General features: G+C 53.9%; 11 protein-coding genes. All 11 read left to right on the top strand.

The features are described 5' to 3' along the window. Nucleotides 1-323: 323 nt before the first annotated feature. Entirely contained in the window at nt 324-1412 is a 1089-nt protein-coding gene (locus TJ79_RS13190) for a BMP family lipoprotein (protein ID WP_040950790.1), read from the top strand. A 203-nt stretch (nt 1413-1615) separates the two neighbouring features. Next, nucleotides 1616-3142 (top strand): ABC transporter ATP-binding protein, encoded by a 1527-nt coding sequence (locus TJ79_RS13185; RefSeq protein WP_040950789.1) that lies wholly within the window; start codon nt 1616-1618, stop codon nt 3140-3142. After that, nucleotides 3139-4224: an ABC transporter permease gene (locus TJ79_RS13180; RefSeq protein WP_040950788.1), complete on the top strand. Its 1086-nt coding sequence runs from the start codon at nt 3139-3141 to the stop codon at nt 4222-4224. Before TJ79_RS13185 ends, TJ79_RS13180 begins: the two co-directional genes overlap by 4 nt. Before the next feature lies 1 nt (nt 4225). Then, a complete protein-coding gene (locus TJ79_RS13175) occupies nt 4226-5179 on the top strand; it encodes an ABC transporter permease (RefSeq protein WP_040950787.1) in 954 nt (317 codons plus the stop codon). A gap of 348 nt (nt 5180-5527) precedes the next feature. Further along, nucleotides 5528-6991, top strand: a complete 1464-nt coding sequence (locus TJ79_RS13170) for a circularly permuted type 2 ATP-grasp protein (RefSeq protein ID WP_040950786.1) — start codon at nt 5528-5530, stop codon at nt 6989-6991. Then, nucleotides 6984-7991 (top strand): alpha-E domain-containing protein, encoded by a 1008-nt coding sequence (locus TJ79_RS13165; RefSeq protein ID WP_052339573.1) that lies wholly within the window; start codon nt 6984-6986, stop codon nt 7989-7991. Before TJ79_RS13170 ends, TJ79_RS13165 begins: the two co-directional genes overlap by 8 nt. A 19-nt stretch (nt 7992-8010) precedes the next feature. Beyond that, the gene (locus TJ79_RS13160) at nt 8011-8901 is read left to right on the top strand and encodes a transglutaminase family protein (protein WP_052339572.1); all 891 of its coding nucleotides are present in this window, start codon (nt 8011-8013) and stop codon (nt 8899-8901) included. 411 nt (nt 8902-9312) lie between these two features. Further along, nucleotides 9313-11049: a proline--tRNA ligase gene (locus TJ79_RS13155; RefSeq protein WP_040951036.1), complete on the top strand. Its 1737-nt coding sequence runs from the start codon at nt 9313-9315 to the stop codon at nt 11047-11049. 127 nt (nt 11050-11176) lie between these two features. Beyond that, nucleotides 11177-11956 (top strand): class I SAM-dependent methyltransferase, encoded by a 780-nt coding sequence (locus TJ79_RS13150; protein WP_040950785.1) that lies wholly within the window; start codon nt 11177-11179, stop codon nt 11954-11956. A gap of 22 nt (nt 11957-11978) precedes the next feature. Further along, nucleotides 11979-12929 (top strand): phosphotransferase family protein, encoded by a 951-nt coding sequence (locus tag TJ79_RS13145; protein ID WP_052339571.1) that lies wholly within the window; start codon nt 11979-11981, stop codon nt 12927-12929. A gap of 36 nt (nt 12930-12965) precedes the next feature. Further along, a partial coding sequence (locus tag TJ79_RS13140) for a glycoside hydrolase family 5 protein (protein WP_040950784.1) occupies nt 12966-14240 on the top strand: 1275 nt, incomplete at its 3' end.

The following is a 14240-nucleotide window of genomic DNA, read 5'->3' as shown; positions in this document are numbered from 1 at the left end:
CGAACTTTTTCGTGATTTCTTTTAAAAAAGTTCGTAATTTAGATATGAAACGACGTTGAAAAGCGAATAATTACATTTTACAGGTGGTAAATTACAAAGTCATCTATGTTGACATCCGAATGGTTCGTGAAATATGATAGAGTCAGTGGGCACAAGCGGAAGATGACTCTCGTTTGGGTCCTATGGCAGTGCCGATCGGCGGAGGAATTCGGCGGTTTCCGTCAGCTTTTTCCAAAAATCGGGATTGAAAATGCCGGACTTTCCCACTATTCTGTAAGATGTAGGACAAGAGCATTCCATTACATTAACCGGGGGCGTTCAAAGTGAAGAAAGGGTTTCTCGTTTTAACTATCCTGGCCATGATGCTGACGATTTTCGCAGGCTGTGGCAGCAAGGATACCAAGAAAGAAGGAAGCAGCGGAAAAGGCATGAAAGTCGGCATGGTTACCGACTCCGGCACCATCGATGACAAATCTTTCAACCAAGGCACTTGGGAAGGTATCCTGAAGGCTAAGACTGACCTCGGCATTAGTGAAAAGTACATCAAACCGGCAGGCACCACGGAAGCCGACTACCTGAAGGAAATTGGCAACCTGTACGATGCAGGCTACAAATTCATCGTTACCCCTGGCTTTAAATTTGAAACGGCCATCTTCGCCGCTCAAGACAAATACAAAGACGCGAAATTCGTTCTTCTCGACGGTACGCCTCATCCAGAGAAAGGCGACGGCAAAGTCGGCGACAACTCGGTAGCCGTATTCTTCGCCGAGCACGAGTCTGGCTTCATAGCTGGCGTGGCAACCGCCCTGCAACTGAAAGAAGGCGAAGCCGGCTTCATCGGCGGCATGAAAATCCCTGCCGTGCAAAAATACAACTGGGGCTTCCAACAAGGCCTGAAATACGCTAACGACAATTTCGGCACCAAGATCAGCCTGAAGAAAGAAAACGTGATTTACCAAGGATCTTTCAGCGACGTAGCAGCAGGCCAACAACTGGCTGCCCAAATGTACGACCGCGGCGTTAACGTCATCTTCACCGCTGCTGGCGGCGTAGGCGTAGGCTCCATCAATGAAGCCAAAACCCGCAAAAACGTATGGATCGTCGGCGTTGACGTCGACCAATACAAAGACGGCGTTTATGATGAAGCGAACAACAAATCCATCATCCTGACGTCTGCCATGAAGAAAATCGACATTGCCACCTTTGACATCATCAAACAAGAGCAAGACGGCAAATTCCCTGGCGGCCAAACCCTCACCCTTGATGCGAAAAACGACGGAGTCGGCATTCCTACGGAAAATCCGAACCTGAGCGCTGATACGGTTAAACAAGTGGCTGACGTATTTGCGAAGCTGAAATCCGGCGACATCAAGGTTGCAGCTGAAGCAACCGGCCTGATCGAACCGCAATAATCGTAGTCTGATTGACGGAAAAAGACGGAATCAACCCTCCGTCTTTTTTTTATGACCGGCATGGTTTTAAAGGATCGGAAAACGTGGAGTAATCCCGGCAAAAACCGGCAATATTATTTTGTGCGATAGGGCCTTTTGCGGTTATAATGTTCGCATAGGCCCGTCCTGTTTTTATACGACCTTTTCTTAAGGAGAAGCATTCCATGAGCTATGTAGTTGAGATGCTTAACATTCGCAAGGAATTCCCTGGCGTCGTCGCCAACGACGATATCACGCTGCGCCTGGAAAAGGGAGAGATCCACGCCCTGCTAGGCGAAAATGGCGCCGGGAAGTCGACGCTCATGAGCATTTTGTTCGGCATGTATCAACCCGACCGGGGAACGATCCGGCTGAACGACAAGGATGTTCGCATTAGCAATCCCAATGTTGCCAACGATCTGGGCATCGGCATGGTCCATCAGCACTTCAAACTGGTGGAGAATTTTACGGTCACGCAAAATATCGTGCTCGGTAGCGAATCCCGCAAGTTCGGCCTTGTGCTGGACTTGAAAAGCGCGAGCAAACGGATTGAACAGCTGTCCAAGCAGTACGGCTTGAACGTGGATCCGTACGCCAAAATTGAGGATATTTCCGTCGGCATGCAGCAGCGGGTGGAAATCCTGAAAATGCTGTACCGCAATGCGGAAGTGCTCATTTTCGACGAGCCTACGGCGGTGCTGACGCCACAGGAAATTGTTGAACTGGGCAAAATCATGAAAAACCTGATCGCAGAAGGCAAGTCGATCATCTTGATCACCCATAAGCTGAAGGAAATCAAGGCGCTGGCAGACCGCTGCACCGTCATCCGCAGAGGTAAATCCATCGGAACGGTAGAGGTGGCTGAAACCAGCGAAGCGACGATGGCGGAGATGATGGTCGGACGCCAGGTTGTGTTCAAGGTGGAGAAAAAACCGGCGGCACCGGGCAAGCGGGTGCTTCATGTGGACAATCTTTCGGTCAAGAACAGCAAAAAAGTGCTGGGCTTAAAAAACTTCTCCCTGGACGTTCATGCCGGCGAAATCGTCGGGGTGGCCGGGGTCGAAGGCAACGGACAGACGGAACTGGTGGAAGCGATCACTGGACTTTTGAAAGCGGAATCCGGGAGCATCGTCTTCGGTGAAGAAAGTATCACCGGATCGTCCATCCGGGAGCGGATCGAAAAAGGGATTGGCCATATTCCGGAAGACCGGCACAAACGTGGCCTCGTCCTCGATTATTCTCTGGAAGAAAACATGGTGCTGGAAGTATACCGCAAGCGTCCGTTCTCCCGCCGCGGTCTTTTGAATAAAGGAGCGATCCGGGATTACTCTGCCGGTATCATTTCCAGTTTCGACGTCCGTTCCGGGCAAGGCGGCCAATCCATCGCCCGTTCCCTGTCCGGTGGCAACCAGCAAAAAGCCATTATCGGCCGTGAAATCGAGCTGAATCCGGATTTGCTTATCGCCGTGCAGCCGACTCGCGGACTTGACGTCGGTTCCATTGAATATATTCACAAACGGCTTATCGAACAGCGAGATAAAGGCAAGGCCGTTCTTCTGGTCTCGCTGGAGTTGGAGGAAATCATGAATTTGTCGGACCGTATCGCCATTGTCAACGGCGGCGAGCTAATCGGACTCGTGAATGCAGCAGAAACCACCGAAAATGAAATCGGCTTGATGATGGCTGGCGTGAAGAAGGGAGAGAGAGCATGAGTAAAACAGGTATCGTCTCCCTGATCGCTGCCTTCTTGGGCCTCATTGCCGGCGCCGTCTTGATGATCGTAACCGGGCACGACCCGTATGAGGGCTACAGCTATCTATTTCAAGGCGGTCTCAAAAACCTGGAGCGGATCGGCAACACACTAGCTACGGCGACGCCGCTTATTTTCACCGGCTTGTCTGTCGCTTTCGCATTCCGTACCGGCTTGTTCAATATCGGCGTTCCGGGGCAAATGCTTTTCGGCGGCTTTCTCGCTACGGCAGCAGCCCTCAGTTGGGATCTGCCGCGCGGACTGATGATTCCGGTCTTGATTCTGGTCGCCATAATCGGCGGCGCGATTTGGGCGTTTATCCCCGGTCTGTTGAAAGCCAAGTTCAACGTCCATGAGGTCGTATCCAGCATCATGATGAACTGGATCGCCTTCTGGCTCGTCTACTATCTCGTTCCGAAATACTTCAGAGGCACCGGTTCCGAAACGGAATCGAAGGCCATTCCCAATGCGGCCAGCTTGAAGGCATCCTTCCTGACCGACTGGTTCCATGGCTCCTACGTCAATCTCGGTTTGATCCTGGCCATCGTGGCCACGATCGTGATCGCCTTTATCATCAATAAGACCACTCTCGGCTATGAGCTGAAAGCCGTTGGCTTTAACCGCCATGCCGCGGAATATGCGGGTATCGCCGTCAACCGCAGCATCGTGATGTCGATGCTGATCGCCGGCGCTTTGGCTGGTCTGGGCGGTCTTGCCCAATACACTGGCAATGCCTCCAATATCCAAATCGGCGTCATGCCTACTCAAGGCTTTGACGGCATCGCCGTGGCGCTGCTTGGCGCCAATACGCCAATCGGCGTATTCGCTTCCGCCGCCTTCTTCGGCTTGCTTTACTCCGGACGGGGCTTCATGAACGCGAATACGGACATTCCGCCAGAGATCGCCGATTCGATTATCGCGATCATCATCTACTTCGCCGCTACCAGCATTCTCATCGAACGTCTGGTCCGGTATTTGCTGAAGCGGCGGGCGAACCGGCCCACCGTTGATCCAGTCATCAAAGAAAAAGGGGAGGGAAACTGACATGTGGGAGACGCTGCAAAATATTTTCCCGTATGCGATCGTCTATACCATCCCCTTGCTGATTACGGCTCTCGGCGCGCTATTCAGCGAACGAAGCGGTATCGTCAACATCGGCTTGGAGGGCCTCATGGTGGCCGGTTCCTTCGTCGGCGCCTTCACCATCTTCAAGCTGCAACCTGGGCATCCCAATGCGTGGTGGGTCATCTGGGTCGGACTCTTGGCCGCCTTTGCCGCAGGGGCACTGCTATCGCTGCTGCACGCCTTTGCCAGCATTAACTTGAGCGCGAATCAGGTCATCAGCGGTACCGCTATTAACATGGTGGCCGGGGCCATTACGGTATTCCTGGCCCGGAATATTACGGGCAGCGGCAACATCCGAATTACCCATGGTATGCAGCCCTATAATGTGCCGGGGCTTTCGAAGATCCCTGTTCTCGGCAAATGGTTTTTCACCAAAACCTACGACAGCACCTGGTTGATTTTGCTCATCCTTTTTGTCAGCGTATTCCTGCTTTATAAAACATCCTTCGGCCTGCGACTCCGGGCGTGCGGCGAGCATCCCCACGCAGCGGAAGCGGCGGGGGTCAGCGTCCGGCGGATGCGCTACATCGGAGTACTGATCTCCGGCGCCTTCTCCGCCTTGGGCGGAGCGGTCATCATCGTCACCCAGTCCGGCGAGTTTAACGGAACCGTTGCGGGTCTTGGCTTCCTGGCGCTGGCTTCCTTGATCTTTGGTCAGTGGAAACCCTTCGGCGTCCTGGCTGCCACCTTCTTCTTCGGATTTGCCAGTACGGTGGCGAACGTCTCTCAAGTCATTCCCAGTCTGGCGACGATTCCTCCGATGTACCTGAAGATTTTCCCTTACGTGGTCACTCTGATCGCGCTCATCCTGTTCTCTAAATCGTCCCAGGCACCGAAAGCGTCCGGGGAACCTTTCGATTCAGGCAAACGATAACAGCTGTTTCTTCAACAAGACAGTGCATGCGAACGAGCTTCGTTCATTTGCACTGTCTTGTTTTCTCTTTATCGATTATAATCATTCTAAAGAGGTGTTAGTTTCCTTAACGTAGAAAGATACTAAGGTGTCATCATCCATAAAAAGGAAGTGAGTGGAAAGAAAATAGCGCAAGGCTCTGGACAATCGCATATCAGACATACATGCCGCTAGCGCAGCATCAGCGAATGTATGAAAAGTCGGCGAAGCCGCCTGAAGCTTAACCTCCATGGAAGCAAGGTTAATTCAGGATGGTCTCAATGAATCACTGCTTCCCCGTAAGGTACATATGGGAAAGGGATGATGAGGGTGTTGAAGCCGTATAGCACGGAACCGTTTTTTGACGCTGTCTTTCAAGGAAACGGAGCACCGAGACATCACTACAGAGACTTCCTCGGCAGGCTGAACCGATTTAGCGATGACGAGTTGAAGGAGAAGCATGAGACCGCTCAACTCTCCTTTTTAAGACAAGGCATTACGTTCACCGTTTATAGCGAAAAAAGCAACACGGAGCGAACGATGCCCTTTGATTTCATCCCCATCATCATACCGCCGAAAGAATGGACCCTCATCGAAAAAGGAATGGTGCAGCGCACCGAGGCGCTAAACCAGTTCATCGAAGATATCTACCACGACCGCCAGATCGTCAAAGACGGAATCGTTCCGCAAGAGCTGATTACGCAAAACCCCTATTACTATCACAAGCAAGTCCAAGGCTTGCCGATCCCTCTCAAAAACCACATCTTTTTGGCCGGCATCGATTTGATCCGCGACGAAAAAGGCCGCTATCTCATTCTCGAAGACAACCTGCGCTGCCCCTCCGGCATGTCCTACGTCTACCAGAACCGCTATGTGATGCGCCAGGTGTACTCGGAATTTTTCACCAAGCAGCCGATCCACTCTTTGGAAAACCAACTGTTCGCCCTGCACGAAGCTTTGCTTGACCATGCTCCACCCGCCTTTAAAAAAGGCATCCCCCAAGCGGTTCTCCTCACTCCCGGCATGTATAATTCCGCTTATTACGATCACGTATTTCTTGCTCAGCAAATGGGGATTTCCTTGGTGGAAGGCCGGGACTTGCTCGTACGGGACAATGTGGTGTTTATGAAGACCATTCGCGGCCTGCAGCGGGTAGACATCATCTATCGTCGGATCGATGACGATTTTCTTGACCCTCATGCGTTCCGCAAAGATTCGGTTCTGGGTGTACCCGGATTGCTGAAGGCATATCGCAGCGGCAATGTGGCGCTGCTCAACGGCATCGGCAACGGCGTCGCCGACGATAAGGCCATGTACGCCTATGTGCCCCAAATGATCCGCTACTACCTGAACGAGGAACCCATTCTCAGCAACGTGGAAACGTACCAGCTGCGCGACCCCGATGAGCGGGAGTGGGTGCTGGAGCGCCTCGATCAATTGGTGGTTAAAAACGTCGGCGCCTCGGGCGGCTACGATATGCTCATCGGTCCTCATGCCAGCGAGGAGCAACTTATTCGATTTCGCAATAAAATCATAGCCGCGCCTCATCAATACATCGCTCAACCGACCATCAAGCTGTCCCGTGCGCCATCCTTTCAAAATGGCCGCTTCTATCCGTGCCATGTGGATCTGCGAGTTTACGTCATTCGCGGACGCAAAACCCATGTGCTGCCGGGCGGCCTGTCCCGAGTGGCGCTGCGCGAAGGGTCGCTTGTGGTCAACTCCTCTCAAGGCGGCGGAGGCAAAGATACGTGGGTGCTCAAAAGCATGAAGGGGGAGGGATACGATGCTTAGCCGCGAAGCAGATTCCTTGTACTGGATGTCCCGAAACTTAGAACGGGCGGAAACCAATGCGCGTATACTGAATGTACAATTCCTGCAGATGCTGGAGGCTTCGGAAGAGGAGACCATGGCCAATCACGATTGGGAAGTGATCTTCGATATATGCGCCTCCAGCGACGATTTTGTCGCCATTCGCAAGGCATGCCCGCAGGATGAGGAAGCGCTGATCACCTGGCTCACTTTTTCCCATGAAAACCCGAATTCTCTTGCCAACTGCGTCGGCCTGGCCCGGGAAAACGCCCGCAGCATCCGCAACCAACTGCCGGACGATCTGTGGGAGGTATGGAATGATTTTTATCTGGACGGACGATCGATCCGGGGCAACGGCTGGTCGAAAAAAGAGCTGCACCGCTATTTGACACGGATGAAGATGACGGCTCTCACTGCCCGGGGCATTCTCGAATCCTCTATGTTTCGCGGGCCTGCCTATTGGATCATCAAAATCGCCAAATGGTTGGAGCAGGCGGAGAAAACCGCACGCATTCTCAGCGTGGTCAGCGATTATACCCATGGCGCCGGCACCAACGGCTTCCAGGGCGAGTCGTACTACTGGCGTTCTGCACTCCAGTTTGTCAGCGGCTACGAAGCTTTTTTGAAGCAGTATCCGCCGAGCATGGAGCCGAACCCGGTCCTGACCTTTTTGGTAACCGAGGCGGCTTTTCCCAAATCGATCCGGTACTGCATCAACCATATTCGCCGCGCCGTCTCCGAGCTGGAGCGGGGCATGGTTTCTCATTATTCCTGGCAATTATATGCATCGCTGGATACGCTATTGCTAGATTTTGACAAAGTGCGCATTCATGAGCTGGATCGGAAAGAATTAAACGTTTTTTTGAACCAATTTCAGTTTCAATGCAAGGAAATTGGGAAAACTTTTAGTAGAACCTATTATTTGCTGCAAACCCACCCAAACAACGGGCAACTCGCATATGCGAGGTATGCAGGAGAGTAAGCAGGGGAGTCGAGAGCCCATGAAATATCAAATTGTTCATACCAACACATTTGAATACGAATCCGCAGTTGATCAAAGCATGAATACGATCCGGCTCAAGCCGCGGACCGATGAGTGCCAACGGCTTCTGTCCTATCGGACGGAAATCACGCCGGCCTCCTTGACCAAGGAGCATGTGGACTTATGGGGCAACAGTGTGGAAGACTTTTTCATTCCGGAGCCCCATCGCCATTTGGAGGTGAAGACCACCTCGATCGTCAGCGTCCAACGGAGTCCCTTCCTGCACTATGTGAATTACAGCCCAGAGATGAAGCTAATCTTTCATTCTCATTTGTTTCACCAGCACTATTTGTCTTTCTTGAATGAAACCTCTTATACGTTTTTGCAGCCGTACCAACTGCGGGAAGTAGAGCACGAATTGGGACCGATGGAGGATCCGGTACGGTTCTCCCGGCAGGTGATGGAGTATTTGCACAAAACCTTCAGCTATGACGGTTCCAGCACCCATGTGGATACGAAAGCCCAAGAGTCTTTTGCCTTGAAAAAAGGCGTATGTCAGGATCTTGCCCATGTGATGATCGGCATCCTTCGTGCGAACGGAATACCGGCCCGATATGTCAGTGGGTATCTGTACGTCGGCGAGGACTCGGCTTTGAAGGGTGACGCTGCCTCCCATGCGTGGGTGGAAATGATGGTACCAGGCATCGGCTGGGTCGGTCTCGACCCGACCAACAATGTGGAAGCGCTGGCGAACCACATCCGGGTCGGCACCGGCCGCGACTATGCAGACGTTAGTCCGCTGCAGGGTATCTACAGGGGCGGGCGTTCGTCCTTGGAGGTCAAAGTAGCAGTCACTCTTTTGAGCCAACGGGAGCGGCCCCAAGGCTTAAGGGCAGCTTCCGGCGGATAATGGTCAGCAGACCCCGGCGAACCTGCACCGGATTTCCGGGGTTGACGCGAAAAAACCTTTGCGCTATAGTATTTTCCAATATCGCGATGATGCGTAAATCATTCAACAAACAGCTTTGACCGAGGATATAAGATGAACGTTAGCGGCATTGCAGAGAGGGGCTCCCGGCTGAAAGGTCCCATGCCATACGATCGTCCTTCCCGCCTTGCGAGCTGCAGAGGGGAACGCAAGTATCCGCTGCCGGCGCCGGACCGTTAGATCCGTTGAGAGAACCGTTGCTTCGTGTTCGCCTGTTTTTTGGCGGCTGCGCGGCGGTGAAATTAGGGTGGTACCACGACACATTCGTCCCTTAGGACGGGTGTGTTTTTTGTTTTCAACCAAAAGGGAGAAGGGATACCGATGACGAGACTGATGCGACAATCAACGCTGTTTGCCAGCACGCTGCGGGACATTCCGGCGGAAGCCGATGCCGCAAGCCATCAGCTTTTGCTTAGGGGAGGATTTATCCGCCAGTTGGCGGCGGGGGTTTATACGTATATGCCTTTGGGACGGCGCGTACTGAGGAAGCTGGAGGAGATCGTACGGGAAGAGATGGACCGGGCCGGAGCTCAAGAGACGCTGATGCCGGCACTGGAACCTGCTGAACTGCTGCAGCAATCGGGCCGCTACCGGATTTACGGGCCAGATTTGTTCCGTCTGAAGGACAGGCATGACCGGGAGTTTGCCCTTGGCCCGACACACGAAGAGGTGGTCACAACCCTCGTAAAAAACGAAATCAGCTCCTACCGCAGATTGCCGGTCACGCTCTATCAAATCCAGACTAAGTTTCGCGATGAGCGCCGTCCTCGGTTTGGGCTGCTGCGAGGGCGGGAGTTGTTGATGAAGGACGCCTATTCCTTCGACGCTTCCTGGGAGGGGCTGGACGTCTCGTACCGGGCGATGTATGAGGCTTATGTTCGGATTTTCGAGCGCTGCGGACTGAACTTTCGGGCGGTAGAAGCGGATGGGGGAGCCATCGGCGGCGAGGGCGGCACCCATGAATTCATGGCGCTCTCGGCCATAGGCGAGGATACTATTGCCGCTTGTACGTGCTGCAACTATGCGGCGAATCTGGAGCGGGCGGAAGCCGGGTCGGTACGGCAGGAGGAACAGCGTGTCGTACAGGGAGAACAGATGAGCGAGAAACCCCGCCAACTTGAAAAAATCCATACACCGGGGGTCCGTACAATTGAGCAGTTAACGGCGTTTTTAGGCGTGGATGCTTCAGCCATCATCAAGACGCTGATTTACGAGGCGGACGGCGGTTTAGTGGCGGTGCTGGTGCGCGGGGATCATGAAGTCAACGAAATTAAGGTGAAAAATTATTTAGGCGCCTCTGAGGATCTAACGCTTGCCGAACCGCAGGCGATCGCCGCCGCAATCGGTGTGCCGACGGGTTTTGCGGGTCCGGTGGGGCTTACCGGAAACGTACGGGTGCTGGCGGATGCCGCTGTGGCGCAAATGGAAACGGGCATTGCCGGAGCGAACGAGGTGGATTATCATCTCCTCGGCGTCGTACCGGGGCGGGATTTTGCCGCAAGCGAATGCGGTGATTTCCGCAACGCATGCGAAGGAGAAGCCTGTCCGCGCTGTGGCGAAGGTAAGCTGCAGTTCCACAAAGGCATCGAAGTGGGCCATGTGTTCAAGCTCGGCACCCGGTATAGCGATGTGCTGGGAGCGCGTTTTGCCGATGAAGGCGGACGTGAGCGGAACTACATCATGGGTTGCTACGGGATCGGCATATCCCGGCTCCTTGCAGCCATTGCCGAGCAAACCGCCGATGAGCATGGCATCGCTTGGCCCCGGGCTATTGCACCTTATCAGGTGCATGTCATCCCGGTCCAGCGGCAAAACGCCGCGCAAATGCAGTTGGCGGAAGAGCTGGCGCAACGCTTGAGCAGGCTCGGCGCGGAAGTTCTCCTGGATGACCGGGACGAACGCGCCGGCGTGAAGTTCCATGATGCCGATCTTATCGGCATCTCGGTGCGCATCGTCGTAGGCAAGCATGCGGAAGAAGGCAAGGTGGAATATACGGAACGGGTGACCGGGGTTAAGGAGCTTTTGACGGCGGAAGAAGCGGTTGAACGGATTGAGGGAATGCGGAATTAACCTCAGCGACTCTCTCTAGCGGAAGCAATGGGCTTGAAATTTCCTCCTTGTGGAAAATGTCCTAGGTGCGGATGCAACGCTGCGCTATAATGCGGAAAACATCCCATCCTGGATTGGAGGCGCCCCTATGAACGACATCGAGCGGTATTATGAAGAGAGGTATGACGAATGGAACCGGCTTGCCCGGCACAAGATCGAATTCGACATCACGAAGCGCTATCTCAATGAGTTCATCCAAGGGGAGCGGCTCGATATTTTCGATATCGGCGGCGGGCCGGGGCGGTATTCCATCTATCTTGCGGGAAAAGGCCATCAGGTTACTCTGTTAGACCTAGCCAAAGGACATCTCGACCTCGCCAAAGAAAAAGCACAGGAAGCCGGGGTTGAACTGGCGGACTATATTCACGGAAATGCGCTTGCGCTTGACGGTACTGACGCTCAATATGATGCGGTACTCCTAATGGGGCCGCTCTATCATCTAACCAAGGAAGAGGACCGGCGAAAGGCGGCAGCAGAAGCGGTAAGGGTTCTTAAGCCCGGCGGGCTGCTGGTTGCTTCGTTTATTTCATCCTACGCTCCGCTAATGGACATGCTGATGGAGCCCGCCGCTATCGAGTCGCCAGAAGAGCTGCTGGTGTATTTGGCGGACGGGGAAAACCGTCCCGAGAAGGGCTTTACCACCGCCTATTTTACGAGTTATCATGAAGCGCGGGAGCTAATGGCTGCCTCCGGGTTGACCGAGCTTGCTTTTGCCGGGGTGGAAAATGTTTTGGGCTTAAGAGAACCCGAGATTAACGGACTCACCGAAACGGAGTACCGCAAATGGCTAGAAATCGGATATCAGCTAAGCCGGGATCGGAATGTCATCGGAACGAGCATGCATTATTTGTACATAGGTCGAAAGTAAACCGTCCGGTTTAGAGGTGCTTATGAAGAACAGCGAGATCATCACAGCAGAGGATTTGGCGGCGATTCGGAAGGTTCCGGGTTCCGCAGACTGGCAATGGATCGAGCCGCTGCTGAAAGGCTGGTCCAGCGATCGGAAGTTTGAAGTTGTCGATGGCGCCGGAGAAAAACGGCTGCTGCGGCTGTCCGACGGGAGTCATTATGAAGGGAAGCTCGGTGAGTTTGCGATGATCCGGCGGGCGAACCGGCTTCCTTTTTCCATGTCTCGGGCGGTGGATTTCGGGCGTAGCCCGGACAGTGGAACAGTGTATATGCTGCTGGACTGGGTGGAAGGCGAGCCGCTGGAGGACGTTCTGCCGTCTTTTTCGTCGAAGGAGCAGTATGCCGCCGGATACGAAGCGGGTGGAATCCTGCGGCAGATCCACCGGCTGCCTCTGGAGCCCGGTGAGATAAGCCGGGAGGAATGGACGCGGCGCATGAGCGAAAAAATGCGGCGAAGAATGCGGCAGTATGAAGAGTGCAGTTATCGGGTTGAGGGGGATGAAATCGCCGCTGCTTATGTGGAAGAGCAAATCGGTTTGCTGGGCGAGGCGGAATTGGTTTATCATCATGGCGACTACCATTTGGGCAACCTGATCTGGACTCCTGACCGGCATATTGGTGTAATCGATTTCAACCGTTGGGACTGTGGAGATTATGCCGAAGAGTTTTACAAGGTGCAGTCCTTCGATCGGGAAGTAAGCGTGCCTTTCGCAAGAGGAAAGCTGGACGGGTATTTCGGCGGTCCTCCACCGGAAGCGTTTTGGCGGCGGCAGGCGCTCTACGTGGCGTATGCTTCGCTTTTTTCCATCGTGTGGGCCATTCCCTTCGGGGCGGAAGAAATCGCAGGGATGCAAGAACGGTGCCGGCTGGCGCTGGAGGATTATGACGGGTTCCGGCGGCTTGTTCCCAAATGGTATGAGCCGCGAGAATAGCAAACCGATTCGACAACAAGAGGGGAGATCATCAGCATGTTTGAAAAGACGAGCCGTTCGCGGGTAAAAGGCTTCCTTCGGGCGGAAGGACGAAAAGTGGTTAACGAGGCGGGAGAGGAAATCGTTTTAACCGGGTGGGGATTGGGCAACTGGCTTCTTCCCGAAGGGTATATGTGGCTCTCACGGGGCAGCGAATTCGATCGTCCTCGCAAAATGGAGCGGGTCATTCGGGAACTTGCCGGCAGCGAGTATGCAGAACAGTTTTGGACGAAGTTCCGGGAGCATTACGTCACTAGGGAGGATATCCGGCTCATGGCAGAGCTGGGCTACAATTCGGTGCGCATCCCCTTCGGTTGGCGAGTGCTGATGGAGGAGGAGCCGGGCATCGTATGGAAGGAGGACGGCTTCGCTCTTCTCGACCGCTGTCTGGATTGGTGCGAGGAGTTCGGCGTTTATGCCTTCCTCGACCTGCATGGCGCGCCTGGTGGGCAAACCGGCTCCAATATCGACGACTGCGTAGATGATTTTCCCAGGCTGTATACGGACTCGGACAGTTGGCTCAAAGCCATTGAGCTGTGGAAGGAACTGGCCCGCCGCTATAAGGACCGGTGGATCGTCGGTGGGTATGACCTGTTGAACGAGCCAGTGCGCCCCGGCTTGCTGGAGGATAAGCATCCCCATTACTTTGTGCAGCGCTTAGTGGATTTTTACGAAGAGGCGATTTCCGCCATTCGTGCCATCGACTCCCGGCATTTGCTGTCCATCGAGGGGCATCACTGGGCGACGAATACGGCAATCTTTTATAAGCGGTTCGACGAGAACATGGTCATTCATTTTCACCGGTACGCCTGCATGCCGGGGATCGAAGCATACCAACCCTATCTGGAAGTATCGGAACGCCTGAACCAGCCACTGTGGTTGGGTGAAACGGGCGAAAATTCTTTGGAATGGTTCGCGGCGATGTACCCACTGGCCGTTTCTCTGGATATTGGCTATAACCTGTGGCCTTGGAAAAAGATGCAATGCGACAACTCCCCTTACTCCATCAATAAGCCGGAGGGATGGGATGAGTTCCTCGCCTATACCACTGGCGGGGCGCATCCGGGATACAAGCGCGTTCAACAGATCTTGGATGGGTTTCTGGAAAATATAAAGGTGGCGAATTGCGATCCGAATCCGCTGGCTACGGATGCTGCTTTCCGCAAGCCCGGCTGCCGATTGCGGGGCACGGATTTCGACGCTTTTCCGGGGAAAGGAGCTTCCTTCAGCGGGTTCCGTACGGAGGGTAATCTTTACGGCTATCAAGCACAA

The organism is Gorillibacterium massiliense (genome assembly GCF_000455485.1).
GTDB lineage: Bacteria > Bacillota > Bacilli > Paenibacillales > NBRC-103111 > Gorillibacterium > Gorillibacterium massiliense.
This window is presented reverse-complemented; position numbering and strand designations above follow the sequence as displayed.

Bases quoted from the DNA above. Each gene is read 5' to 3' on its own strand.
- TJ79_RS13185 (WP_040950789.1), top strand. From the start codon at position 1,616: ATGAGCTATGTAGTTGAGATGCTTAACATTCGCAAGGAATTCCCTGGC.
- TJ79_RS13180 (WP_040950788.1), top strand. From the start codon at position 3,139: ATGAGTAAAACAGGTATCGTCTCCCTGATCGCTGCCTTCTTGGGCCTC.
- TJ79_RS13175 (WP_040950787.1), top strand. From the start codon at position 4,226: ATGTGGGAGACGCTGCAAAATATTTTCCCGTATGCGATCGTCTATACC.
- TJ79_RS13165 (WP_052339573.1), top strand. From the start codon at position 6,984: ATGCTTAGCCGCGAAGCAGATTCCTTGTACTGGATGTCCCGAAACTTA.
- TJ79_RS13160 (WP_052339572.1), top strand. From the start codon at position 8,011: ATGAAATATCAAATTGTTCATACCAACACATTTGAATACGAATCCGCA.
- TJ79_RS13155 (WP_040951036.1), top strand. From the start codon at position 9,313: ATGCGACAATCAACGCTGTTTGCCAGCACGCTGCGGGACATTCCGGCG.
- TJ79_RS13150 (WP_040950785.1), top strand. From the start codon at position 11,177: ATGAACGACATCGAGCGGTATTATGAAGAGAGGTATGACGAATGGAAC.
- TJ79_RS13145 (WP_052339571.1), top strand. From the start codon at position 11,979: ATGAAGAACAGCGAGATCATCACAGCAGAGGATTTGGCGGCGATTCGG.